The sequence below is a fragment of the Neobacillus sp. BF23-41 genome, assembly GCF_041106275.1.
Genome location: NZ_JBGBPR010000042.1, coordinates 1 through 24,224, shown reverse-complemented (window position 1 = coordinate 24,224; position 24,224 = coordinate 1). Strand labels below are relative to the sequence as shown.

24 protein-coding genes, 2 tRNA genes, 1 other RNA gene and 1 riboswitch are annotated in these 24,224 nt (G+C 38.3%); of the genes, 5 read left to right on the top strand and 22 right to left on the bottom strand.

Translation table 11 applies throughout. The features are described 5' to 3' along the window. From AB7942_RS28470 to AB7942_RS28460, 3 genes are all read right to left on the bottom strand, one after another. A tRNA-Asn gene (locus AB7942_RS28470) sits at nt 1-57 on the bottom strand. A gap of 78 nt (nt 58-135) precedes the next feature. Continuing rightward, nucleotides 136-497, bottom strand: a transfer-messenger RNA (tmRNA) gene (ssrA, locus tag AB7942_RS28465). Between the two features lie 9 nt (nt 498-506). Further along, a tRNA-Ser gene (locus tag AB7942_RS28460) sits at nt 507-588 on the bottom strand. Nucleotides 589-906: 318 nt separating this feature from the next. Here AB7942_RS28460 and AB7942_RS28455 point away from each other — a divergent pair. After that, nucleotides 907-1,311 (top strand): VOC family protein, encoded by a 405-nt coding sequence (locus AB7942_RS28455; RefSeq protein WP_369449459.1) that lies wholly within the window; start codon nt 907-909, stop codon nt 1,309-1,311. Nucleotides 1,312-1,433: 122 nt separating this feature from the next. Here the strand turns inward: AB7942_RS28455 and AB7942_RS28450 are convergent, their stop codons facing one another. The 7 genes from AB7942_RS28450 to AB7942_RS28420 all read right to left on the bottom strand — a co-directional run bounded on the left by AB7942_RS28450 (nt 1,434) and on the right by AB7942_RS28420 (nt 7,181). Continuing rightward, complete coding sequence (locus tag AB7942_RS28450) at nt 1,434-2,171, bottom strand: YwaF family protein (protein WP_369449458.1); 738 nt, start codon at nt 2,169-2,171, stop codon at nt 1,434-1,436. A 368-nt stretch (nt 2,172-2,539) separates the two neighbouring features. Continuing rightward, a complete protein-coding gene (locus tag AB7942_RS28445; RefSeq protein ID WP_369449457.1) occupies nt 2,540-3,382 on the bottom strand; it encodes an aldo/keto reductase in 843 nt (280 codons plus the stop codon). Nucleotides 3,383-3,465: 83 nt separating this feature from the next. Then, on the bottom strand, nt 3,466-4,524 hold the full coding sequence (locus tag AB7942_RS28440) for a thiazole biosynthesis adenylyltransferase ThiF (RefSeq protein ID WP_483310943.1): 1,059 nt from the start codon (nt 4,522-4,524) through the stop codon (nt 3,466-3,468). Beyond that, nucleotides 4,479-5,246 (bottom strand): thiazole synthase, encoded by a 768-nt coding sequence (locus tag AB7942_RS28435; RefSeq protein WP_369449455.1) that lies wholly within the window; start codon nt 5,244-5,246, stop codon nt 4,479-4,481. The genes AB7942_RS28440 and AB7942_RS28435 overlap by 46 nt, the downstream gene beginning before the upstream one ends. A gap of 1 nt (nt 5,247) precedes the next feature. Then, nucleotides 5,248-5,451 carry a sulfur carrier protein ThiS gene (gene thiS, locus AB7942_RS28430; RefSeq protein WP_369449454.1) on the bottom strand — a complete coding sequence of 68 codons (204 nt, stop codon included), beginning with the start codon at nt 5,449-5,451 and terminating at the stop codon, nt 5,248-5,250. A gap of 10 nt (nt 5,452-5,461) precedes the next feature. After that, complete coding sequence (gene thiO / locus AB7942_RS28425) at nt 5,462-6,592, bottom strand: glycine oxidase ThiO (RefSeq protein ID WP_369449453.1); 1,131 nt, start codon at nt 6,590-6,592, stop codon at nt 5,462-5,464. Continuing rightward, nucleotides 6,576-7,181 carry a thiamine phosphate synthase gene (locus tag AB7942_RS28420; RefSeq protein WP_369449462.1) on the bottom strand — a complete coding sequence of 202 codons (606 nt, stop codon included), beginning with the start codon at nt 7,179-7,181 and terminating at the stop codon, nt 6,576-6,578. Before AB7942_RS28420 ends, thiO begins: the two co-directional genes overlap by 17 nt. 152 nt (nt 7,182-7,333) lie before the next feature. Then, a riboswitch (TPP riboswitch) is annotated at nt 7,334-7,442 on the bottom strand. Between the two features lie 177 nt (nt 7,443-7,619). Here AB7942_RS28420 and AB7942_RS28415 point away from each other — a divergent pair. Beyond that, nucleotides 7,620-8,036 carry a DUF1284 domain-containing protein gene (locus AB7942_RS28415; protein WP_369449452.1) on the top strand — a complete coding sequence of 139 codons (417 nt, stop codon included), beginning with the start codon at nt 7,620-7,622 and terminating at the stop codon, nt 8,034-8,036. A 302-nt stretch (nt 8,037-8,338) separates the two neighbouring features. Beyond that, nucleotides 8,339-8,464, top strand: a complete 126-nt coding sequence (locus tag AB7942_RS28410; RefSeq protein WP_369449451.1) for an FbpB family small basic protein — start codon at nt 8,339-8,341, stop codon at nt 8,462-8,464. A gap of 309 nt (nt 8,465-8,773) precedes the next feature. On the opposite strand, the gene AB7942_RS28405 is transcribed toward AB7942_RS28410, so the two are convergent. From AB7942_RS28405 to AB7942_RS28385, 5 genes are all read right to left on the bottom strand, one after another. Further along, on the bottom strand, nt 8,774-10,408 hold the full coding sequence (locus tag AB7942_RS28405) for an ABC transporter substrate-binding protein (protein ID WP_369449450.1): 1,635 nt from the start codon (nt 10,406-10,408) through the stop codon (nt 8,774-8,776). 60 nt (nt 10,409-10,468) lie between these two features. Beyond that, nucleotides 10,469-11,338 (bottom strand): oligopeptide ABC transporter permease, encoded by an 870-nt coding sequence (gene opp4C / locus AB7942_RS28400; protein ID WP_369449461.1) that lies wholly within the window; start codon nt 11,336-11,338, stop codon nt 10,469-10,471. A 77-nt stretch (nt 11,339-11,415) separates the two neighbouring features. Then, nucleotides 11,416-12,366: an ABC transporter permease gene (locus AB7942_RS28395; protein WP_369449449.1), complete on the bottom strand. Its 951-nt coding sequence runs from the start codon at nt 12,364-12,366 to the stop codon at nt 11,416-11,418. A 36-nt stretch (nt 12,367-12,402) separates the two neighbouring features. After that, complete coding sequence (locus AB7942_RS28390; protein WP_369449448.1) at nt 12,403-13,395, bottom strand: ABC transporter ATP-binding protein; 993 nt, start codon at nt 13,393-13,395, stop codon at nt 12,403-12,405. Then, nucleotides 13,392-14,408, bottom strand: a complete 1,017-nt coding sequence (locus tag AB7942_RS28385) for an ABC transporter ATP-binding protein (RefSeq protein WP_369449447.1) — start codon at nt 14,406-14,408, stop codon at nt 13,392-13,394. The genes AB7942_RS28390 and AB7942_RS28385 overlap by 4 nt, the downstream gene beginning before the upstream one ends. 239 nt (nt 14,409-14,647) lie before the next feature. Here AB7942_RS28385 and AB7942_RS28380 point away from each other — a divergent pair, with 239 nt between their 5' ends. Together AB7942_RS28380 and AB7942_RS28375 are read left to right on the top strand one after the other, a co-directional pair. Then, nucleotides 14,648-15,391 carry a response regulator transcription factor gene (locus AB7942_RS28380; RefSeq protein ID WP_369449446.1) on the top strand — a complete coding sequence of 248 codons (744 nt, stop codon included), beginning with the start codon at nt 14,648-14,650 and terminating at the stop codon, nt 15,389-15,391. Between the two features lie 12 nt (nt 15,392-15,403). Next, a complete protein-coding gene (locus AB7942_RS28375; RefSeq protein ID WP_369449445.1) occupies nt 15,404-17,173 on the top strand; it encodes a sensor histidine kinase in 1,770 nt (589 codons plus the stop codon). 114 nt (nt 17,174-17,287) lie between these two features. On the opposite strand, the gene AB7942_RS28370 is transcribed toward AB7942_RS28375, so the two are convergent. The 7 genes from AB7942_RS28370 to AB7942_RS28340 all read right to left on the bottom strand — a co-directional run bounded on the left by AB7942_RS28370 (nt 17,288) and on the right by AB7942_RS28340 (nt 23,804). Further along, nucleotides 17,288-18,481 carry a M20 metallopeptidase family protein gene (locus AB7942_RS28370; protein WP_369449444.1) on the bottom strand — a complete coding sequence of 398 codons (1,194 nt, stop codon included), beginning with the start codon at nt 18,479-18,481 and terminating at the stop codon, nt 17,288-17,290. A 445-nt stretch (nt 18,482-18,926) separates the two neighbouring features. Beyond that, nucleotides 18,927-19,655: a 7-carboxy-7-deazaguanine synthase QueE gene (gene queE, locus AB7942_RS28365; protein WP_369449443.1), complete on the bottom strand. Its 729-nt coding sequence runs from the start codon at nt 19,653-19,655 to the stop codon at nt 18,927-18,929. After that, nucleotides 19,652-20,128: a 6-carboxytetrahydropterin synthase QueD gene (gene queD / locus AB7942_RS28360; RefSeq protein WP_369449442.1), complete on the bottom strand. Its 477-nt coding sequence runs from the start codon at nt 20,126-20,128 to the stop codon at nt 19,652-19,654. The genes queE and queD overlap by 4 nt, the downstream gene beginning before the upstream one ends. Before the next feature lie 3 nt (nt 20,129-20,131). Beyond that, nucleotides 20,132-20,785 carry a 7-cyano-7-deazaguanine synthase QueC gene (gene queC / locus AB7942_RS28355; protein ID WP_369449460.1) on the bottom strand — a complete coding sequence of 218 codons (654 nt, stop codon included), beginning with the start codon at nt 20,783-20,785 and terminating at the stop codon, nt 20,132-20,134. 209 nt (nt 20,786-20,994) lie between these two features. Further along, nucleotides 20,995-22,053, bottom strand: coding sequence for a PrsW family intramembrane metalloprotease (locus AB7942_RS28350; protein ID WP_369449441.1), 1,059 nt, complete (start codon nt 22,051-22,053; stop codon nt 20,995-20,997). Between the two features lie 134 nt (nt 22,054-22,187). Further along, the gene (locus AB7942_RS28345) at nt 22,188-22,763 is read right to left on the bottom strand and encodes a hypothetical protein (protein WP_369449439.1); all 576 of its coding nucleotides are present in this window, start codon (nt 22,761-22,763) and stop codon (nt 22,188-22,190) included. Between the two features lie 333 nt (nt 22,764-23,096). Next, nucleotides 23,097-23,804 carry a DNA alkylation repair protein gene (locus tag AB7942_RS28340; RefSeq protein ID WP_369449438.1) on the bottom strand — a complete coding sequence of 236 codons (708 nt, stop codon included), beginning with the start codon at nt 23,802-23,804 and terminating at the stop codon, nt 23,097-23,099. Between the last annotated feature and the right edge of the window lie 420 nt (nt 23,805-24,224).

The following is a 24,224-nucleotide window of genomic DNA, read 5'->3' as shown; positions in this document are numbered from 1 at the left end:
GGTAGGACTCGAACCTACGACCGATCGGTTAACAGCCGATAGCTCTACCACTGAGCTACTGCGGAACAATTCTAACTTCCTATTTACATGATCATCGGATAATGAATCAAATTCAAGATGTTTGTTGGATGGTTTTAGTGGAAATGACGGGAGTTGAACCCGTGTGCAAAGATATTGGCACTTATACTTCTACGAGTGTAGTCAGTAGAATTGATTTCACTTACTTCGTTAGCCTACTGACAAGCGTTGAAGCAGCTAGTCTGGTTCGTCTCTTCCTTCATCCTCAGACGGTGGAATTCGGCGTAGTCCACTTATGATGAGTCCCTTCCCTACCACATGGACGATGGAGGGAGGAACCGCTATCGTCTGTTATTAGGCAGCGAAAGCGAAGTTGTTGTTTTGTTTGCCAGTTATTAGGCTTTATCGTTTTTACGAGGACGAATCCCTCGACTCGCCATATAAGCTCAAACTATCCCTGTCGATACCATGACATCCCCATAATAAAATGGCAGAGGAGAAGGGATTTGAACCCTCGCGCCGGTTACCCGACCTACACCCTTAGCAGGGGCGCCTCTTGAGTACTTCTCTGTAATAAAAGGTTACGCGTTAGTTCCGTTAAGAACTTACAAGAGAAATATATCATGTCTGCCAAATGGATGATAGCTGTAAATTTTGGTAGTCCAAAAGACCTAGTTATGTCTTAAAAACTTTTTGGTTAACTTATATTTGATGCTGATTGATGATTTCGTGTAAATTTGATTTCCACATAAAAGTACCATTAATTATAGTTTAATACTATTTCTTGTATAAAGAACAAACGTTCGCGTATAATATAAAATATGACCCCTGCTGCTGTTAATAGAAGCACCATGGCTTACCTAATTTAGTGACAAAGGAGAAAGTAAAATGATTAAACCCTATTTAATGTTTAACAGAGAATGCGAAGAGGCTTTTAAATGGTATCAAAAAGCATTTGATGGAGAAATGATTTTAATGCAAAGATACGGTGAGATGCCGGCAATTCCTAATTTTCCTATTCCTGAAAGCCATAAAAACCTTGTGTTGCATGCACAATTGAAATTAACAGATTCGGGTATTATTATGGGTTCTGATGGAAATCGAGACTTTCCAAATAGCGAAAAAGTGGTCATCAGTGTCGAACTTGACTCTGAAGAGCGTGCTAAAAATGCATGGAATGTGCTCGAAGATGGCGGAACCATTCTTATGGATCTTCAACCAACATTCTTTGCCAAGCTGCATGGTTCTGTGAAGGATAAATATGGAGTAAGTTGGATGTTTACAGTAGAATAGATACGGCATCCCCATGTTACAAAAATGATTATTCTAGTTTAAGATAACAACAAAAAAAAATCCCCTCCAAGTCTAGAAATCTTTGATGATTCTTTAGACTGAGAAGGGATATTTTTCGCTAGTCATTCACTCTCACCTATTTTCTTTTCAACATTAATGCTCTTATTTTCTATTTTTTGTAAAAACTCCATTAAAATGTACGTGATGATAAATAACAACAATGCGGCGATCTCCAGATTAATATAATACATAATCCCACTGCCAAAAAATGATAATATTGTTTTTGTTTCTGAAGGGTTCGCTAAGAAGAAAAAATTCGTTCCAAGCTTTTGATTCAAGAAAAAAATAGGTACGGCGATAATGTTCACAGTTAAAAAGTTAAATAAAACCCCTTTCCTAGGAATCCTGTAACCTTCAAAATGAATAAAATACAATACGGACAATGGAATAGCTGAATGTTGAAGGAAATATCTTATGAATCGAAAATGAGGAAATTGATTGACAATACCAGGAGTAATCATACTTAAAATAGGAGGTAGGGTACCGATAAAAAATAACAAATTAAACGCTTTTTGATTGTTTTTCAAGTATAAGAACAGTGCTAAAAAGGTACTAATTGAACAAAGCTGTAATGGAAGATCATCGACTTCCCATTTATTTGTTAATATTAACCACAAATGTTGTGATATCTCACAAACAAGCAAAATACCGAATAGTATCCATTTCATAATTGGCTGGTATGGTTTAAGTTTCTTTTTGTAATAAACTAAAGCGCAACATGTAATAAAGAAGAGAATTAACGTTACAATATGGGGAATAGAAAACAACGTGAAATTCCGCATTTCTGTAACAGAAAACATGATTTCATCACCTCTCACTGTGCATATAAGGCGGAGAGCTAAATCTAATACTTTTCATATAAGCTGCTTATTGCCGCTACAGCTTTTTAACCTCGGTTTTACTTTATATCCATTTCCTTTATATATATTTTTAATTTCTTGTACTAATTCTCAAAATTCCTCATTACACTGAACACAGCTAGTATTAAAATGTTGTAAACTATATTTCTCCCACGCAAATCACCTCTTAGGTTAAAATACTATTGATTTTTCACAGAAAAGGGTGTCCTAAAAACTACACCCTTTTCTGGTTACTGGACTCTCTAAAAAAAAAACACTTCACTTATATTTTTAGTGGAGTGTTTTGTCTGTTTTATTTATTAAATGCTTTAAAATTCTTCGTATACTGCAGGATCTTGGTTGTTTATTCTGCCATAAGGGCGAGTTAATCCTGATATGATACTCATTTCTATTTCATCTAGGGAGAAGTCAAAAATAGATATATTTTCAAGCTGCCTTGCAGGAGATGATGATTTAGGAATGGCAATGGCCCCAAGTTGATAGTGCCAACGTAAAATAATTTGTGAAATCGATTTGTTATGATGATCGGCAATCTGTTGAATGGTATCATTTTGTAAAACTTCATTTGCTCGAGCAATTGGGCTCCAGGATTCCGTTGTAATGTTATTTTCTTCATGCCATTTTCTTTGTGGTGCTTGATTGAATAATGGGTGTAATTCGATTTGGTTAAGGCTAGGTTTCACACCTGTTTCTTTTTCTAAACGCTCTATATGTTCAGGTAAGAAATTACAGACACCGATCGAACGAATAAGCCCCCATTTTTTAGCATCAATTAATGCTTCCCAAGCTTCAACGTAAATGTCCTGTTTCGGATTTGGCCAATGAATGAGATATAAATCATAATAATCTAGATTTGCCCGAAATAACGATTCTTGAATGGTCGCAACCGCCCTGCCATAGGTTTGATAGCGACCTGGCAGTTTCGATGTAATCTTTAATTTTTCTCTTGCAACAGAACTGCGTCTAACAGCCTCACCAACCGTGCCTTCATTTTCATAATTATAAGCAGAATCTATTAGTCTATATCCCATATCAATTGCGCTTAAGATCGAATGAACACCATCATTCCCTCTTAGCTTATATGTACCCAAACCAATCACTGGCAAAGTTAGCCCATCATTAAGTGTAATTTCTGGAATTGATTTATCCATCACTAATCACTCCTTTCCATAATAATTAAGCTTAGCATAATTTTGGAAACATTTCATGGAAAGACCTTTGCTAGCGGTTGTTATTACCCTAAGTATCGATGGTATAGTGCCTTTGCTTCGGAAATATCCTTGGTTCCGTGGACTAACACCCTTCCGTCTTTAAAAATGACTAATCGGTGCGGGTCCACTGAATAAGATAATAGATACGGATTTCGCTGTACTGTTCCCCCTTGATTTGCCAATAATTTTTCTAAAGCTACTAAGTCACGTAAGGCGGGAAGCGCAGGACGTATCTGAACAGAATCTCTTCCACAAAGTACAGCAGTCTTGGTTTGATTTTCAAAAGCTAAATAGGGGAAGGATCGTTCTTTCCCACAGGTTGGACAATCTTCTTTTTTCAATTTATCTACCTGGATCATACTATGTTGGTTTTTCCACAAGTCAAAAGACACGAGTTTGTTCCGCAGCGAATCCGCATCCCCGACCAAAATTTTCAAGGATTCACTTATTTGATACGCTACGACCATGTTCACAGCTGGACTTATAATTCCAGCTGTGTCACAGGTTAATCCTCCTAGCGGAACGGTTTCAAGTAAACAAGCAAGGCATGGTGTTTTTTCTGGAATAATCGTGTAGGATATGCCGTAGCTTCCCACGCATGCCCCGTAAATCCAAGGGATGCCAACCTTTTGTGCTACATCATTCATGATCATTCTTGTTTCGAAATTATCGGTTGCATCAATCATCAGATCCACATTTTGAGCCCAGTCAAGAAGCTCGGTAACGGAGGCATCACCAATGATGGCCTCAATCAGCACCGAAGAGTTAATCGCTGTTAATCGGTTTTTAGCTGCGATGACTTTGGGAATTCGGCTTTTGGCATCTTCTTCAGCATAGAGCTGCTGTCGCTGTAAATTCGACCATTCGACATAATCCCGATCCACAATAGTTAGTTTTCCCACTCCAGCACGGACAAGTGCCTCGGCACTTCCTGAACCGAGTGCTCCCATTCCGATGATGAGTACATGTTTCGTGGAAATTAGCTGCTGCCCGTCTTTCCCAATTGGTGAAAATAGTTCTTGTCGTGAGTAGCGATTCACCCGATACTCATTCCTTCCTTGGGACTGCTGGCTGTAGCGTATCTCTTTTTCTCGATTCGTCCGGCTTCAAAGCCTAATCGTCCCGCTTCGATCGCTAAACTCATGGCTCGAGCCATTTTGACCGGATCGTTTGCTGCTGAAACAGCCGTATTTAATAACACTCCATCAGCTCCTAATTCCATCGCCAATGCTGCATCAGCTGGGGAGCCAATACCAGCATCCACAATCACAGGTACGGCCGCTTGCTCGATAATAAAGCCTAAATTAACAGGATTGATGATCCCTTGACCGGATCCAATTGGCGAGGCCCCTGGCATGACCGCATGACAGCCCACTTCTTGGAGCTTTCGAGCTAAAACCACATCATCGGATGTATAGGGGAGGACAATAAATCCTTCTTTCACTAACTCTTCCGTTGCTTTAAGGGTTTCAATTGGGTCAGGAAGCAAGGTGTGATCACAGCCAATTACTTCCACTTTAATCATATCGCAAAGTCCTGAAGCTTTCGCTAGTTTCGCGATCCGGACCGCCTCTGCGGCTGTTTTTGCTCCAGCAGTATTAGGCAGAAGCTTATATTTTTGAGTGTCGAGCTGTTCTAAAAAATTCGGCTGGCTTGGTTCAAAGATATTCATTCGTCTCACCGCAAACGTGAGGATTTCTGCTTTCGACACTTCCACTGCTGCCTTTTGGATTTCAAAGCTTGGATACTTTCCCGTACCAAGTAACAAACGTGATTGAAAGGATAATGAACCTATTTTTAACATGTCAACCGCCTCCTACAAAATGGACTATTTCGATTCGATCTTTAGCTGATATTCTCGTACTTTGGTGCTCTAACCTGGTTAATATATCACCGTTTACTTCCACAACAACGACCTTATCTTGGATGTCATAGTGTTTGAGAACATCTGAAACACATACGATATTCTCGGGTAATTGGATCCACTCGCCATTTACTACTACCTCCATGGTTTTCCTCCTAACTAACCGTTTCTTTGTGCCGTTCTAGGTGAAAAGCAGAGAGTAGTTCCTGATCTAGTAATCTACCTGACACTAGGTCCGCAACTAGTTTCCCTGTCATCGGGCTTAATAAAATTCCATTTCGAAAATGGCCTGCTGCAATGAACAACCCACGCCTGCTTGGATGTTCGCCCATATAAGGGATTCCATCGCCTGTCTGCGGTCTGACTCCAGCCCATACTCGCTCCCATGCTGCCTCCTTAATCTGAGGAACTAATTGAGTCGCTCTTTCTATCAATGTAGCAATCCCTTCAGGAGTTACCTTGGTATCAAAGGTATTTTCAATCACAGTCGCACCTATATAAATTTCTCCATTTCGTTTGGGTACTAAATAACAGCGTTTGTCGGAGAAAATGGTCGCGTTGATCATCGGCCTTTCTGTTCTAATCGAAAAGCATTCTCCTTTAACAGGATAAACAGGAATATCGATTCCTGATTCTTGCATTAATTTCGCCGCCCAAGCTCCAGTGGCAACAACCACCTGTTCACAATGGATAACGCCGTTGCTGGTGGTTACCCCTTTAACCTGACCGTTTTCATAGACAAAAGACAGAACCTCCGTCTCTTCATATATTTTGGCACCAAAATGTTCCGCGGCTTTTGCATAGGCTTTTGTTAACTTTGCTGGTTGTACATGCCCATCATGAGGGAGATACATCCCTCCAGCTACACTTGGTGAAAGAGATGGTTCCAGCACACGAACTTCCGTTGCATCGAGCCAGGTAATGGTTGGATCCCATTTTTTTTGGAAGGTGACCTGTTTTTTAACTTCGAGCGCTATTTCTTCGGTTTCGGCAATTTTCACCATTCCTTTATTCACATACTCAATATCAATTCCCGTATATTCAAATAACTCACTTGCGAGCGTTGAAAACATCGCTTGACTTTTTAAAGCTAGCTGGAATAAAGGACCGTCTTGTTCCAGCTCTGCTTGTGCTGCCAACATTCCGGCAGCCGCACTGGATGCTTGGCAAGCGACTCGGTCCTTCTCAATTATGACGACTTTTCTTCCCCTTTTTGCGAGCTGATAGGCAATCGAGGACCCGATAATTCCTCCTCCAATAATGGCCACATCAAATGATTTTTCCACTTTGTTCATCTCCATTTAATACATTTAGGTAAGCCTTAACTGCTGCTAATGGATCGTGAGCATCTAAAACTCCTGACATGACTGCGATCCCTTTTGACCCTGCTTGAAGTACCTGCCCCGTATTTTCAGGTGTGATTCCGCCGATGGCTATTACCGGGATGTCTAATTGGGTGAGCCTTGCTAATTCCTCTAGTCCTTTTGGGGTCTTACCCGGTTTTGATTGCGAAGGAAAGACATGGCCATATAGCACGTAATCAGCACCATTCTCTTTTGCTTGTTGTCCTTCCTCGTAGGAGTGGATGGAGTTCCCGAGCAAAAGCTGAGGAAAATATTCTTTCACAAGCGCTGCATCCAAACTATGGAAGGTTAATTGAACTCCTCTAGCCCTGGTAACGCAGGCAACATCGACTCGGTCATTAATGATAATCTTTGATAGTGGGATGTTTTCATTTGTTAACCGTTGGACGGCTTGGAAAAGTTCCTGTGCTGTTTTTTGTTTTTCCCGCAAATGAATCGCGGTTATATAAGGATGAATTTCGCATACAATTTCACATAACTGTTCGATTGGCATATTTCCATTGGAGATAATATGTAACTCTTTATCTTTTATACTAGTTGAAATACCCGTCCCTCCTTTTAAGCAGATTCCGAAGATCGAAGGCTTAAAGTAAAAAACAAAAAACCACTTTCTTTAGGTAAGAAAGTGGTCGAAAATTCGAAATAGAAACATACGTTCTTCAAATATCCCGTTTTCCACTTCCCTACGCTGGTATTACCCAGATCAGGTTCATAGAGTCCCGAAGTAGTACTTCAATCTCAGCCTTTTAAAAAGGCACCTCTAGCGGAATTGCGTCATTTATTTAATTGTCATGTAATGATTTCCCTGCATGGCTAATGTTAACACTTCAGGTAGAAATGTCAAATGTTTTTCTTATTTATGGTAGAATAAAACTTATAGATGTTAACCGAATTACAATCATAGTTTACTATTAATATAAAAAGGGAGTAAACAAACTGGGGGAGAATAATGTATAAGCTACGAGGACATCATCTTTTTTGCCTTCTAGGCTATCGGGGAATGGGCTATTCCCAAGAATACGTGGAAAATATGACGCTTTTGCATCAAACCTTGAGAAACTACCCAAAAACGTTGATTCAGCTTGTAAAGGGACCAGATCAGTTGTGTGAAAAGTTCCCTAATTCAGGTGAATACCATTGCCAAGACGACCAGATCTATGAAAGAGATGCCGTTATTTTAGACAAAATGAACCTTAAAATCGGACAAATTCTTAGATGGGAGGATATTGAGTCCCATATCCTAAAACATGTCATCCCCGCCGATATTCAAGTTGTCTGTGAAACTTGTTCTTGGCGTTCTTACGGGGTTTGCGAGGAAGGTATTCGAGAGATTCATGCTGGGAAGGGCTTAAGAAAAATTCAATAAACTTCATCTATAGTATCGTGACAGTAGAAAGAAAGAATCGCAGACAGCATATTCCATACGAGAACAATTCGCTATGATTTGCAAATTATGGATATACAATACTTTTGGAGTACAGAGCCAAAATCTCTACTATCTTTTAATGGAAATATAATCTGTCACAAAATGTTCAAAATTAATAATCAAAAAAGTCTAAAAATACATTATTATATTAATATAGAATAAATTCCAACAAAAAATAAAAATTGAAACTATTCTATTCTGATCATCTACTAATACGAAACATATACATCAGGAGGAACATCATGCGTAAAACGAATAACATGTCATTTCAAAAATTAGTACAGGAAAACAAAAAAGAACTTCTTAACAATAAACAAGAATTAGAAAGAATTGAAAAACTTATTGAACAACGTCATGAAATAAAATGATATAAGCAAAATTAAATCAAATAATATCCCCGAATCCATTAATGGATTCGGGGATTTTTAGCCTTCCTTGCGAAAATAGACTTTTCAAAAAAACTTCAGTCACATTCATCGGCTTTGTAAGATAATCTTCTAATCTTTCCTCCGTTTATAGGTTAGGATTTCAAAAGAAGGAATTCCATTTATCCTTTTCACATTTCAAGGAACGTAATTATTTTACAATAATCTATTGATCATGCTCTTCTATAAAAATAAATGACCCCAGTTTAGAACCGAGGTCAGCTTTATTACATCATATTCTCTTTTCTTAAATTATTTTTCTATTTCCCAATTTTGCACATCATAGAACATGCCAAATTGTTTTGGTGTACCTACCTTCACTTTTTTGGAAACCGCCCCCATTTGATGTTCCGTATAAATGGTTAAGGTTGGCAGGTCGTTATGCAAAATTTCTTGTGCTTTATTATAAATTACTTTCCTGTTTTCAGGGTTTGGTTCTGAAGCGCCTTGTGATAATAATTGATCCATTTCCGGATTACTATAACCTGCAAAATTATAAGCAGCATTGGTAACATAATTCGAACTAATATCTGGATCAATTTGGTAAGGGATTCCAAGGAACATTAAATCAAAATCATGCTTCGCAGCTTTTTGTAAATATGTAGAGAAATCGTACTTTTGAATTTGTACCTTTAGACCGACTGCACGAAGGTTTTCAGAAATAATCACTGCTGCTTGTTCACGAACCTGGTTTCCAACAGGAACATTAAGTCGAATGGGTTTACTCTTATCCCATCCAGATTCCTCTATTAATTCCTTCGCCTTTTTGGAATCATATTCATAATTCTTAATGCTTTTATCTAAATATGGATGCGGGAGTGTATATGCTCCATCAATAATATCTGATTTCCCTTTTAACAGTTTCTCAACAATTTGAGGCCGGTTAATGGCATAAGCAATAGCTTGACGCATTTTTGGGTCAGAAATGGTTTTCATATTAAAGTATATCTCTTGATAATCATATCCTTTTCCTTCAACTGACCGAACATTGGCCATATTTTTCACTTTTTCATAATCTTGAATAGCGATGGGACCTACAGCAGGATAATTCAAATGAATTTCACCTGTTTGAAGCTGAGCCGTTAAATTAGCAGAAGGCACAACTTTAAAGAATAGCTTTTCAGTCTTTGGAGCACCACGGTAATAGCTAGGATTGGCCTTAAGTTCTACTAGTGTTTCTGGGCTGAAATTTTTAAGCGTATAGGCACCATCCGTTACAGTTGGTTTTAACAAATATGGATTTTGATGAAGAGTAGCAGGATCTTTATCTTTAAGGATATGACTAGGGATTGTCCGGATATTGACTAAACAGCCTTTCATGTAATTTGGATCTACCGGGTTTTTGGTATGAATGACGAATGTTTTGTCATCGACAATTTCAATACCCTTAACACTCGTTTCTCCTTTAGTCAGTACACCATTTTCATCTAATCCATCAATAACATGAAGGTTTTTCAAGCCGATGCTTTGAACTTTAGGATTCGCCATCGTGTCAAACGTAAATTTAACGTCTTCAGTAGTAACTGGCTTTCCATCCGTCCACGTTGCCTTTGAATTTATTTTTATGGTAAACGCTTGGTTATCCTTTGTTTCAAAGCTCTCTGCTAATTTAGGCAGATATTCCATTGATTCGCTTTCTTCAAAGAAAGGGTCAAATAAAATGGATGAAATCGTCCATGCTCCCTGATCACGAGCATTAATCGGATTAATGGTACCTAATGCATTGGATATTCCCACAACAATGGTATCACCTTGACTTGATGATCCATTTTCCTTGCCATTTTTCGTTGGTGTAGAGGATGATTCATCAGCACCTGTACATGCACTTAGGAATAATAGCAAAGCAATCGAAAAAATGGTACAAAACTTTAATTTAACTTTTTTCACATTTGCCCTCTTTTCTTTATTAAAATATAATGCCATTCATTCTTTCATTAAGTAGGATTCCTATTTCATTGATTTCGGATCTAAGGCATCACGCATTCCATCGCCAATAAAATTAATTCCAAGTACAACTAGAACAATCATTACCCCAGGGGGAAGCCAAAGCCATGGTTGTGAAGTTAATACAGTTAATGATTGAGCGTCAGTAAGCATATTTCCCCAGCTGGCTGTTGGAGGTTGCACTCCCATTCCCAGAAAACTTAGAGATGCTTCAACAATGATCGCTGCAGCAATTCCAAACGTAGCTTGGACTATTATCGGAGCCATCGCATTCGGTAAAATATGCTGAAATAAAATCCGAGGTGTACTTAATCCAAGCACAATTCCCGATTTTACAAAATCAACATGCTTTAACGTGAGAACACTCCCCCGGACAAGTCTGGCAACGGAGGGCCAGCCAAGAAGTCCCAAAATCCAGATAATATTCAAAAGGTTTGGTCCCAAAATGCTAACGACGACTAGAATTAGCATGAGGCTTGGAAAGGACATAAAAACATCTGTTAAACGCATTAAACAGGTATCAATCCACCCGCCAAAGTATCCTGACACCGCACCGATAATCGTACCAATGACGGTATAGATCATAACAGCGCCAAGACCTACCATCATCGACACTCTAGAAGCATAAACCAAGCGAGTGAAAACATCCCGACCCACTTGATCGGTGCCTAACCAGTGCTCAGCAGAAGGAGGTGCAGAAAACTCGTCAAAGACGTGATAGGGATCCTTAGTCGTAATAACTGGTGCAAAAACGGCAATAAGGATGATAAGGAGCATGAAAATACTACCTGCTACCGCTAAACGATGTTTCATAAATCGTTTAACAACGAGTTTAAAAGGTGTTTCTTCCTTGCCAATCTCAAAATAAGACATTTCTGTATGTAGCTTTGGTGCCTCCATCTCTTTTTTGAGATTCGTTTCCAGTATCGGCATAGTCAATTCCTCCTTTCCTATTTATACTTAATGCGCGGATCAACAAAAGAATAAAGAATATCAGTAAATAGGTTTGCAAATAAAACCATAAAAGCAGTTAATAGATTTAGTGCCATTAATGTGGGATAATCCCTTGACATAATCGATTGGATGGTAAGCTGTCCCATTCCAGGCCATTGAAATACTTGCTCCGTTATGACAGCACCTCCAAGCAGGAACGGAATTTCCAGTCCAATGACGGTAATGATTGGAATTAAGGCATTTTTTAAAGCATGTTTATTTGTTACGACCATTTCTTTTAATCCTTTTGCCCTTGCTGTTCTTAAATAATCATGACCTAGAACTTCTAGTAAACTTGCCCGGATATAGCGGACATACTGTCCAGCAATCCCGGTTGCCAGTACAAGGACAGGAAGGATTAGATGGTTTACCTTATCTATGAAACTACCCTCACTTCCGAGAGTGGACATCCCACCAGCAGGGAGGATTTGCCATTTAACTGCAAAGATATAAATAAGACCCAATCCAAGAAAAAAATGAGGGATTGAAATTCCAAAAAAGGATGAACCAGTAACAAAATAGTCAAGCTTGCTGTATTGTTTTACTGCGCTAATAATTCCAATAGGAAGAGCAATCACTAAACCAACGATCAGTGCCAGTAACATTAATTCAAAAGTTGGGCCAATCCTATCTACTATTAACTTCGACACAGGCTCATAAGTGGAAAAGGAAAAGCCCAAATTGCCTTGCAGAAGGTTACCCAGCCAATGGAAAAATTGAACCCATAACGGATCATTCAAGCCTAATTGTTCTTTTCGCAAATTGAGTAGTTCCGTAGAAGTATTGGGATCAACAAACATATCAACAGGGTTTCCTGGCGCAATATTGATAATAATAAAGTTTACAATCGTTACCCCAAATAAGACAGGAATGGCGATTAAAATCCTACGAATAACATATGGAACCAATTTCACACCTTCTTTCTCTAAAAATAAATATTCTTCCTAAACATCTTTAATAGAAAAGCATGCCACACTATGTTCCTTTCCTTTTAGCACTGGAATTTGTTCCCTGCAAATTGCTGTAGCAATGGGGCAGCGTGTATGAAAACTGCACCCGCTTGGAGGATTGGCCGGGCTCGGTACATCTCCTGGTATTACAATTCTCTCTTTCGATCTCATTTCAGGGTTTGGAATGGGATAGGAACTTAATAATGCTTTTGTATAGGGATGCTTGGGATTTCGAAAAATTTCTTCTGTTGTGGCCACTTCAACGATTCTTCCCAAATACATGACAGCAATTCGATCGCTGATGTATTTCACTGCACCTAATCCATGTCCAATAAATAAATAGGTTAAGTGAAGTTCCTTTTGCAAATCCTTAAGCAGATTTAATATTTGGGCTTGGATGGAAACATCCAAGGCGGAAACAGGTTCATCGCAGATGATAAGCTTTGGATTTAAGGACAATGCCCTGGCAATTCCGATCCGCTGCCGCTGCCCACCGGAAAATTCATGGGGATAACGATTTTTATAGCTTTGCGGAAGGCCCACTAAATTCAGCAGTTCATCAACTCGCTTATGTAAGTTTTCTTTCTCTATTACCCTATGAATTTTCATTGGTTCCTCAAGTAGGTCTTTGATTCTTTTTCTTGGATTCAGTGAGGAATAAGGGTCTTGAAAAATAATTTGTAAGTCCCGGCGGATGCTTTTCATTGTTTCGCTTGAGGCTTTCGTAATTTCATTGTCCTGAAAGTACACCTTTCCTTCTGAAGCGTTTTCCAAACGAACAAGGGTTTTTCCAATGGTCGATTTCCCACAGCCTGATTCACCTACTAAGCCGAGCGTTTCACCGGCATTTATGAAAAAGTCCACTCCATCCACGGCTTTTATATGACCAACCGTTTTTGAAAAAATTCCTTTTTTAATAGGATAATAAGTCTTTAATTTTTCTACTTTTAATAGAGGAATCGATTCTTCATCCAGCATGATATTCATTTGACACTTTCCTCCCTTGGTTTACTGGAGACAGAACTCAGATACTCTTCCTCCATTAACCAACACCTCACTCTATGCCCTTCCTGAATTTTTTCTAGTCCTGGTTGTTCCTTTAGGCAGCGCTGTGTGGCATGTGGACATCTCGTATGAAACCGGCAGCCCCTTGGCATGTTCTTTAAACTAGGTACTGATCCAGGAATGGAGTCAAGCTGCTGCTCCTCGTCATAGTCAAGATGTGGTATTGATGCCATTAAGCCTTTTGTATAGGGATGCTTAGGTTCCTTAAATAAAGTGAATACATCTGTTTCTTCCACTACCTGCCCTGCGTACATAACAATAACCCGATCGGCCATTTCAGCAATTACGCCTAAATCATGGGTAATGAGCATGATTGCCGTCTCTGAATCTCTTTGAAGCGTTTTCATTAATTGTAAAATTTGTGCCTGAATCGTAACATCAAGTGCTGTTGTGGGTTCATCCGCGATTAGAAGTTTGGGTTTGCATGCCAAAGCCATTGAAATCATCACTCTTTGCCTCATTCCTCCCGATAACGCATGAGGGTACTCTTTCATGATTTCCCTTGCCCTTGGAATGCCCACTTTTTTTAACATTTCGATTGCATATTCTGAAGCATCCTTCGTATTCATTTTTAAATGGAGCTTGATCCCCTCAACCATTTGATTTCCAATCGTAAAAACGGGATTCAAAGAGGTCATTGGTTCTTGAAAAATCATCGAAATTTCATTTCCCCTGATTTCGCTTAAACGTTGTACTGTTACTTTTGTGAGGTCCTCTTGACCGAATAAGATTTGACCCTTTTTTACTTTTCCGTTTTTCCCGAGAAGCCCCATAATAGACAAGGAGGTTACACTTTTACCGCATCCGGATTCACCTACAATGCCGATTGTTTCTCCGGGATTGACGGTAAAACCCACTTCTTCTACAGAAATTACTTCTTCCTTTTCTGACTCAAATGCAATTTTTACATGATCGACTTCCAGCAGAGGTCTCATTCCCTCACCACTCTTTCTAAAATACGAAAAAAATATTAATTTAACTAATATTCAGTCTTTTGAATAGCTGAGTAATAACTTGATTACTATTATTTAATCAAAGTATAGGGATCAAAAAAAGGGACTTGAATTGACATTTCGTATCTTTTATTGACAAGAAGAAATTTAATCCTTCTTGTTGAAATGTTTAAAGTATAGTATATTTTGAATATTAAAATAGCTATTTTAGGTGGTGGCCGATGTATAATCTAGTGATTGCCGATGATGAATATGAGATTCGGCACGGTTTGGTAAACTATTTCCCCTGGAATGAGGTTGGATTTGAAGTAATTGGACAAGCTTCAAACGGAATGGAAGCACTAAAACTGATTTCAGAGGGAAACGTGGATGCATTGCTTTGTGACATTTCCATGCCAATGATGACTGGAATTGAGGTAATTAAAGAAATCTACCTTCAGCAATCCGATGTTATGACCGTTTTTCTTAGCGGTTACCAAGAGTTTCACTACGCACAAGAAGCTATAAAATATGGGGTTAAAAATTATATTCTCAAACCTACAAAGTTTTCAGAGCTAAGGGAAGCTTTTACCCAAATCAAAAAAGACCTTGACCAAAGAATTCCCCATAATGCTGAGCCGATACTTGTACATCGAAACATAGACGGGGAGGATGATCCCATTATTTTCAAAATAAAAGATTATGTAAAAACCAATTTTAAAAGCGCTTCCTTAGAAGATGCAGCGCAAACCGTGTATATGAACCCTCATTATGTCAGCAAATATTATAAACAAAAAACAAACGAAAATTTCTCAGATTTTGTTTTTCAAGTGAAAATGGAAGAAGCAGCAATATTACTGAAAACGATGAAATACAAAGCCTATGAAGTTAGTGAAATGGTCGGTTATAGTAATGCCAAAAATTTCACACGTGCTTTCCGTAAATATTTCGGTGTTAGTCCGAAAGAATATCGGCTGTTGAATTAAGGAATGGTTCATATGGATTCCCTTAAACGTTCTTTTTATATTAAAAATTTAATCAAACTGCTTATTCCAATGCTCATTCCCATCTTAATCCTTGGAACACTAGCAATTAGCTTAATTCATTTGTATCTCAAAGAAAAAATAAATCAGGAAAACCTCAATTTATTGAATCAAATTCAAATGAACGTTGAAATGATTTTCAATGAATTAGATTCTATTAATTTGACCATTGCAGCAAGTGCACTTGAATTTATTGATTTACAAAACATGCTGCAAAAAAAATGGCTGGACCAAATGGATTATGTGAAGCTGGCTTCCTTAAAAAACATGATCGATTCACCCGCTATTGCACATCGATACATTGATTCCATTTATATTTACATAGACAATGACAATAATCGCTTTCTTACCTCAACAACTGGGGGAGTTGTTGACTTATCTACTTTCGAAGACACCTCATGGTATAAAACGATTAGTAAGAAAAAAATTAGTGAAGCTGTTTGGACCGAGAAAAGAACGATTATTCGGAAACCGGAGAATTTCGCCCCTAAAAAAATTGAAGTCATTTCGATGTATCGAAGCTTTACTCTTGCAAATGGCGATCAAGGATACATCGTTTTAAATGTAAACGCTGCCTATTTAAAGGACTATCTAAACAACTTATATAAAATGCAGGGACAAAATTTCTTGGTTATGGATCAGGATTACCAGGTTCTCTTTGAAAACCATCCGGTTAAATTATCAACCACCAATATCAAGTCCATGGGTATCAATTCAAAAGCGATTAGCACCATGCTGATTCAGAAAGAGCCATCCATTGTCTTTAAGGTAGAGTCAGAAAAATATAGTTGGTTGTTTTTTTCAACCATACCGAAAGATTCCCTTTATAAACTTCCATACCAACTAAGCATGGTTACTCTAATACTGCTAATTTCCTCTATTATTGTAGGAGGAATTGTGGCATATTATTTAACCAAAAGAAATTTCAGGGAGATTCGCTCTATTGTCAATATCTTAAACCGTGCGGAAAAGGGTGAACCCCTACCCCATTTACCATCTGTTGTAACGGATGTTCACAGCTTCATTATTCATAAAATATTAACAAACTTTATGGAGCAATCCTACATGAAGGTCCTGTTATCTGAGCGGAAATATAAAATGCAAGCGCTGGAATTATCTGTTCATCATTCACAGTTAAACCCTCATTTTTTATTTAATACACTTGAGACCATTAATTGGAAGGTTATTAGTCTGACAAAAAGACCGAATGAAATTAATGAAATGATTGATAATTTGGCCACTATTCTCCGCTTTTCATTAGATGCGAAGGATAACTTAGTAGTATTAGAGGATGAAATTAAACATACAAAGAGTTACGTGGACATTCAGAAAATCAGACACAAAGACCAATTTACGTGTATCTGGGATTACGATGCGGATGTTGGAAAATATTATATCGTCAAACTGTTTCTTCAACCGCTTATTGAAAATTCTCTCCAGCATGGAATGGTTGACCCGGGAAGAAAACTATCCATTAAGGTGAAAATCAAAAGTTCCACCAAGTACCTTTTGGTATCAGTTATTGACAACGGAACAGGTATTGAAGCTGAAAGATTAGAAGATATCCGTACTAAATTGAGGTCAAATTATTCTTCTTCCAATCACATTGGTCTTTATAATACAAATAAACGATTTCAATTAACCTATGGAGAAAACTATGGAATTACGATTCGGAGTAAGCTTGGATGGGGAACCATTGTCGCCGTGAAAGTTCCGATTTATTGAGGAATTTCATGTCAGGTTTTATAAAAAAAGTGAGGAGCAAGCGGTCTGGTTAAATAACATGCTTACGCTTTCTCCTCTCCTTCTATTCATCACTTCATGAAAAAATGAAGTGATTTATTTTTCATTCAAAAATGTTAATGCAGTCTTAACGTAATAATTTACACCAAGAACCAATGATTCTTCTTTGACATCAAATTTGGGGTGATGATGAGGGAAATTCTCTTCTAATTTATCATTCCCTGCGCCCAAAAACACAAAACAACCTGGTGCTGCCTCAGAAAACGCCGAGAAATCCTCTCCACCCATGATTGCTTGGGATATCACCCGATTACTTTCACCAAAGGTTTCTACGATGGTATTATCAACTAATTTGGTGATATTTTCCTCGTTCACAACCGAAGCGTAGCCAAGCTGATAATCAAATTGGTAGGAAGCGTCGTTGGCTTCCGTGAGCCCTTTCGTTAACTTTTCTAGCCAAATTGGTATTTGCTTACGGTTATCCGAATCTAATGTACGAACAGTTCCTCCAATTGTTACTCGATCAGGAATGATGTTGTTTGCCGTTCCACCATGAAATTGCGTGACGGAAATAACCGCACGGTGACTTGCGTCCACTTTTCGTGAAATGATCTGATTGATTCCGTTTATTAGCTGAACTCCGATCGCAATAGGGTCAACAGTCGCATTCGGTTCTGAACCATGCCCGCCCTTTCCTTGAATCAATATATCAAATGCATCTGCTGCTGCTGTAACAGGGCCATAACAAATACAAAATTTTCCAATAGGGATTTGAGAAGCCAAATGTAGTCCAATGACACCATCGATACCTTCGGTTACTCCCTCTTTAACCATTTCTGATGCTCCACCAGGGAACAGTTCCTCTGCATGCTGGAAGAAAAATCTAATTTCCCCTTTAATCTCATCCTTCAATTGAGACAGTACTTTTGCTGCACCGAGGAGCATCGCAGTATGCCCATCATGACCGCAGGCGTGCATGACATTATTGTTTTTTGAAGCAAAAGGGAGCCCTGTTTCCTCCTTAATAGGCAGTGCATCCATATCCGCTCTTAATCCAAGTACTCTGCCGGGTTTACTGCCAACGAGGCGTCCCATTATACTTGTCGGGGTTACCTGAGAAACTTCAATATTCTCGAAGGACTGCAGCTTATCATACACATATTTCGAGGTCTCAAACTCCTGAAAAGAAAGCTCTGGATTTTCATGGAAATGCCTTCGCCACTCGATCACCTCATCTTGAACAGCTTCAACCAATTTCTTAATATCAACCATTTTTTCAATCACAGACATAACCTCCCCAAAATTCTTTGTTCAAGACCATTTTAGAGAAAAGGTGAGAAATAAAACAACATAAATTTTAGAATATTATTAATGTTCCTAATTAAAGAGTATTTTCTTAAATAATGACCCCTCTATGTTAATTTATTTATTAGGTCTTCAGTTAACTCATGCCACACTTCCAATAGTGAAAAATAAAAAGGTGTACAAAAAATGGCACACCCTTACGAATTTTACTTATTCATTTTCTCCTTTATTCTTACATCTGCTTAAACGACACCGATATCAATAACTGGTTATTTATAATAGTACATTGCAGAGAGGATAAGACCAAAAAGAAAAACCACCATTTTCAAATGGCAATTTGATGGGCTTGGAGTAAGGCACCTACCAGAGTAATGGACATAGGTGTTGATATGTTTACCTAGTTTAATATATTTGCAGGATACTCTCTTCCTTACACGCCTCTCTTATTTCCCCATAGAAGCGCATGTAATTGCGGTAATACTTTTACATCATTCAATTGAGGGTCAGCAACCACACAATTGACTAACCACTCATATTTCAACAGTAGTTTTTGAATCAATTCATTATTATTGAAATTCGTAATATCATCGTTCCCAACCTGGAGATAAAAAGGAATATCCGCATAGCGGCTATGAACCATTTTCGCATACTCAAGATCCGCGTCATCGAAGATGACTACTTTTAGACTCACTTGATGTTTAAAATCATTGTCGTTTAAATTTTGAAAAATAGATTCTAATATTTCGAAATTGGTTACCATGTTGGAGCTCGGCGGCTTTGGTGAAATGGTCAGTTCATTGACGTTTAGGAACCAGTCCTGCCATCTGCTTCCTTGTGTTTCGATGCCAATTTTGATGTCTTTTTCTTTTAATAAATCGATAAACACATCTAAGTTTTTCAACAGCGCCGGATTTCCCCCTGAGATAGTCACAAACGAGAAATTGTCCCCTCCGACTCTTTTTAATTCATCCCAAATTTCTTCAGCGGTCATTTGCTGAATATCTTCTTTGGCACTGCCATCCCATGTAAAGGCAGAATCACACCAGCTGCATGAATAATCACAGCCGGCTGTCCGAACAAACATCGTCTTTTGACCAATGACCATGCCTTCGCCTTGAATGGTTGGGCCAAAAATTTCTAATACAGGTATCTTACTCATTCCTCCATCCACTCCCTTCTCGCTTCTGCGAAGCTTGTTGGGGTTTCAAACAGACGGACAAATTCCACTCTTGCACCATGATATTGGTTCCTACGTTCTTCTGTTGCTAAGGCATCTTTCATTTTCTCATATATCCAGACAACCATGTTTTCGGCTGTTGTATTCATCGATGGAAGGGTTTCGTTTAGGTATTGATGATCAAGATAGATTTCGATTTCATTTTTCCAAATGTCTTTAATATCGCCAAAGTCGATCATTAAGCCGCGTTCATCAACAAAACCACTTAATCCAAAAATAACTCTGTACGTATGGCCATGCAAATTCTTGCATTTCCCTTCATAGCAATGCAAGTGGTGTGAAGCATCAAAGGTAAATTCCTTGCTCACTAGCACACGTTTCGAATGATATTTTAATTGATGAGGTTGAATATCCTCATTTATCTTCTGAAGTTTATCAACGATTCTAAAACCCATCGTTTAAAACCTCCCATTAAGAAAGTCATCAAGCCCTCTTTTTCTTAAGACGCAAGCTGGACACTCTCCACATCCATCCGAAATCACACCATTGTAGCATGTTAATGTTTTTTCACGAACAAATTCAAACGCGCCTAATTCATCTGCCATGGCCCATGTTTCTGCTTTGTTTAACCACATTAATGGCGTATGAATGACAAAATTATCATCCATCGATAGATTCAAGGTGACATTCAGTGATTTGATAAAAATATCACGACAATCTGGGTACCCGCTGAAATCTGTTTCACATACACCAGTGACTAAATGCTTGGCACCGATTTGACGTGCTAACACACCTGCGAAGGTTAGGAATAAGAGGTTACGTCCTGGCACAAATGTGGACGGCAGTTCCCCATCGCCCCCATCAGTCACATTAATATCGGAACGTGTTAACGCATTAGGGGCTAGTTGATTTAATAAGGACATATCTAAAATATGATGTTTCACGCCAAGTTCATTGGCTATATTTTTGGCACATTCAATTTCTAAACTATGCCGTTGATTGTAATCAAACGTAACTACTTCTACTTCTTTAAATTGCTTTAATGCCCAAAATAAACAAGTGGTGCTGTCTTGTCCACCACTAAACACAACAACTGCCTTTTCATTTTTCAACATGTATATCAAATACTTCCTTTCAAATAGAAAAAAACAGCACCCCAAGATAGAAGTGCTGCTTCATCTTAGTTTTTTTAATGAGGGGGGCTAGAACCTCTTTCGCACGATGCGAACTATATAATTTTAAATGACTAAATGATTATATACCATTTTTTCAATTTTTTCACCTATTTGTCGACATTTTTCGAGTCTATTTGTTGTTCTTCTTAAATCATTACTTTTCTTTCGCTTATTTCCTTAAGGCCAGCACGGATGAGCAGGAAGACAACTACCCATGAAGCTAGCATTAAAAAAATCTGTCCGAAGGGGAACATTCCTGTTATAGGAGTGTCCCATAAAGCATGCATCAAAACCACTAAGATAAAGACGCGTAAAAACCTAAAGCGGAATAGCATGTTAAGATTAAATGGATGGTCGCCTTGTACTCTACAGAATGCTGCACCAGTCAGTGCTGCCCAGGCAATATGCCCGCCGGGTGCAAAGATTCCTCTCCAAAGGATCGTGTTGTAGAGATTGGTACTATCCCCAGAAAGCAGTGCCCTTAGAGCATATCCAGCTGTTTCAAATGCTGCAAAACCGGCTCCAACTGCAGCACCAATGAGAAGGCCGTTTAGAATATATCTATATTTTCGGTATCGAACAAACGTAATGACCGTAATCGCTTTGGCAAGTTCCTCAGCAATTCCAATCGTTATTGGATTGATATTGTTTTTCAGAATATCGAAAAATACGAGTGCGACTAACATGGAGAGAATCCCACCGATCATCACAACGTATATCACTCGATAAAAGGCAATGTTTTGCGGAGCATTCATCTCCCAGAAGAAGATTAATGTTGTAAACGGAACAGCAAAAGCACCAACAATAATGAGTCCTGGTATAAAGTTCACATTTCTAAAATAGCTCACACCTATATAAAATCCTACGAATGCCAGAAGCGAAAGGATGAACACCCTAGCAAAAAGCCATGGTTTTGGCCAGGTGTCTTTCACTTCCGAAATTTTTGGTGTCGTAAGCGCAGTTCCTACGATAAACAGCCGGTCCGCTTCCAGTTCACTATGATTACGGAAAACACGCGAAAATATGTTTTGAAATTTTGGTTCAATCGATCGTTGGAATCTTGGAACCATATCAACGTAATGGGCAAACTCATAAAAAAAGCTATTTTCATTCTCTTGTGTGTTATTTTTAAAAAACTTTTCTCCGCAGCTTAAGCAGAACTTCACACCATCTGGATTGGTATAAACACATTGCGGGCATTTCAAAAAAATCACCCCTCTTGGTTAGCAAAAACATCCTCAAATAGAGGATGCCCAATAATAGGTAAATTATTTGAATACACGTTCTATCTACAAAAATCCGATGACCTGCCGAGGCAAGTCACCGGTTACCTGTGCAGTTAGAGAATATCCTTTTTCAGCGAGCTTTTTATCAGCTTCATTTCTCCTTTTTTAGGGATGAATTCACTGATGTTTTCGTATTTTTCTTCCCTTTTTAAATGGTTTTGGTCCTGGGCCAAATATTCCTTAAAGGAGTAGCAAAAGAGTTTACGGGCAACTCTTCCTTTATCACCAATGAGGTTGAACCAACTTTGCCCAACATAAAATGAATTCGTTACTTTTTTATCAATGAGATCATTAATACGATCCTTTTCTTCCCCTGGATTAAATTTTGTTTTAGAAGAAAGGGCCAAGATAAAATAGTTTTTATACTTATCAAATTCTAGTAATTGAAGATGGTACTTCTTCCACTCCATTTGATTGAAATCCCTCAGGACTATTTTGATACTTTTTTCAACATCAATTTCAAATTTACTTGCATCTTTCCAGGTCGATAAACGGGAATCAAAAATGGACAGTGTTAGTATATAAAAGGCTTCAAAATTTTTGGGATCAAATACTTCATTTCTAACTTGCTTTTCGTCTTCCGGTACAACAATATAGTTTTTATAATCAGCAAAGAAATTTTCATTCATATCGGATACCCTCTTTCATATCTTGATAGAATTGATGAATAATTCAAAATTATATAGAATATATTCCTTTATTTAAATCAAAAATCCTGCTAATTCTTTCAAAATTCCTCACCTTTCATGGTTTTTAATTATATAGTCCCATAATAGAATGAATAATTTGTCGTGTATTCGAAATGCAGCCTCGATGAAATCGAATTTTGCTTAAGATTTTCGTCATAAAAAAAATGGCTCAGTACAGTGAATACTAAGCCATTTTTATTTTATTGTTTTAAAGCCTATACATCATGTATGGAGCTCTCATTCCCAGCTAGAGTAGTTACTCTACAAACTAGGCTAACACCTTACATATTTGCGTTTGAAACCAAGTTTCCCTCGATCAATTTCCTTTTGAATATTTTCGGAAGCAAGCAGAATACTGCTTTTTTTCTTGTCCCGCTTGATTTCTACTGGGCCTACTTCCTTTGCAGTTTCAACCGCCTTATCATGGAGCGGCAAATAGGAAATTCCGACTGTGTAGATAAAATTATTCATAGCGGATTTTGTTCGTTCAGGAGAATCGTGAATCTTATTTTCCACCTGATCAAGCATACTGGCAATCTTGCTGGCGCTAAATTCACTATCCGGTCGATTACCCAAAAGCCAGCAGTAACAGCTCCAGCCTGCTGACATTCTAAGTTCTTCTCCACTTGCGATCCATTTATCGGCTACATCTTGCGCAATATCAGTTTCAGCCAACGTTACAGCAACCACATAATCGGAAAGCATATAAAAATACGCCCCATCCATCCAACGCTCAAAATCAGCCTCAGTCATTACCATTGGGTCCGCAATGATGCCGGCAAAATACATGGCATCGTAGTTCCCGGTGGCGTAAAGCTGATCGGCTAAAGGCTGATTTTTCTTAATTTTCTTTGCGATTGGCTTCATGGCACCTGTAGCCACCCCAAAAACCGGCTCGTGAGCACCATTGCTTATGTAAGTCTTTTTCATTCGTTCCTTGCTAAGCGTTTCGAGTTCCTGCATAACCATTTCGAAATCCATCGTTTTACCCTTCCTTCCTTTTTGTCCATCAAAATGAACTATCCTACTTTTTATCCTTTTGATCATGCAAATCAATTTCACCATTTTTATAAATTTTACTATGAATTAAGCGAAGTGAATAGAGTAAGGCTACTATTATGTGTTTTTTAGATTAAAAAAGGAAAACCTGTATACTTCGCAAAAAACACCATAAAATAATTTTGGAATAACGAAAGAAACAAAACTTAAGAGTAATTGGAGGGAATTTCTTTTGGGGATTTTAGGGGAAACAAAGAGAAACACATTATCCGCTGCGGAATTGTGAATCATTCCAATGTTACCTATTAAAAAAGCAAGGCCCGCTTAAAGTGTACCCGTTGTAAAGGACATTTTTAAAAAAGACCTAGGCAGTTTCAAGAAGATGATCTCTGTATTGAACAG

Excerpts from the sequence above, each read along its gene's own strand:
- AB7942_RS28455 (WP_369449459.1), top strand. The coding sequence starts at position 907 with ATGATTAAACCCTATTTAATGTTTAACAGAGAATGCGAAGAGGCTTTT.
- AB7942_RS28450 (WP_369449458.1), bottom strand. The coding sequence starts at position 2,171 with ATGTTTTCTGTTACAGAAATGCGGAATTTCACGTTGTTTTCTATTCCC.
- AB7942_RS28445 (WP_369449457.1), bottom strand. The coding sequence starts at position 3,382 with ATGGATAAATCAATTCCAGAAATTACACTTAATGATGGGCTAACTTTG.
- AB7942_RS28435 (WP_369449455.1), bottom strand. The coding sequence starts at position 5,246 with ATGTTAAAAATAGGTTCATTATCCTTTCAATCACGTTTGTTACTTGGT.
- thiS (WP_369449454.1), bottom strand. The coding sequence starts at position 5,451 with ATGGAGGTAGTAGTAAATGGCGAGTGGATCCAATTACCCGAGAATATC.
- AB7942_RS28415 (WP_369449452.1), top strand. The coding sequence starts at position 7,620 with ATGTATAAGCTACGAGGACATCATCTTTTTTGCCTTCTAGGCTATCGG.
- AB7942_RS28410 (WP_369449451.1), top strand. The coding sequence starts at position 8,339 with ATGCGTAAAACGAATAACATGTCATTTCAAAAATTAGTACAGGAAAAC.
- opp4C (WP_369449461.1), bottom strand. The coding sequence starts at position 11,338 with ATGTCTTATTTTGAGATTGGCAAGGAAGAAACACCTTTTAAACTCGTT.
- AB7942_RS28390 (WP_369449448.1), bottom strand. The coding sequence starts at position 13,395 with ATGAATATCATGCTGGATGAAGAATCGATTCCTCTATTAAAAGTAGAA.
- AB7942_RS28385 (WP_369449447.1), bottom strand. The coding sequence starts at position 14,408 with ATGAGACCTCTGCTGGAAGTCGATCATGTAAAAATTGCATTTGAGTCA.
- AB7942_RS28380 (WP_369449446.1), top strand. The coding sequence starts at position 14,648 with ATGTATAATCTAGTGATTGCCGATGATGAATATGAGATTCGGCACGGT.
- AB7942_RS28375 (WP_369449445.1), top strand. The coding sequence starts at position 15,404 with ATGGATTCCCTTAAACGTTCTTTTTATATTAAAAATTTAATCAAACTG.
- AB7942_RS28370 (WP_369449444.1), bottom strand. The coding sequence starts at position 18,481 with ATGTCTGTGATTGAAAAAATGGTTGATATTAAGAAATTGGTTGAAGCT.
- queE (WP_369449443.1), bottom strand. The coding sequence starts at position 19,655 with ATGAGTAAGATACCTGTATTAGAAATTTTTGGCCCAACCATTCAAGGC.
- queD (WP_369449442.1), bottom strand. The coding sequence starts at position 20,128 with ATGGGTTTTAGAATCGTTGATAAACTTCAGAAGATAAATGAGGATATT.
- AB7942_RS28345 (WP_369449439.1), bottom strand. The coding sequence starts at position 22,763 with ATGAATGAAAATTTCTTTGCTGATTATAAAAACTATATTGTTGTACCG.
- AB7942_RS28340 (WP_369449438.1), bottom strand. The coding sequence starts at position 23,804 with ATGGATTTCGAAATGGTTATGCAGGAACTCGAAACGCTTAGCAAGGAA.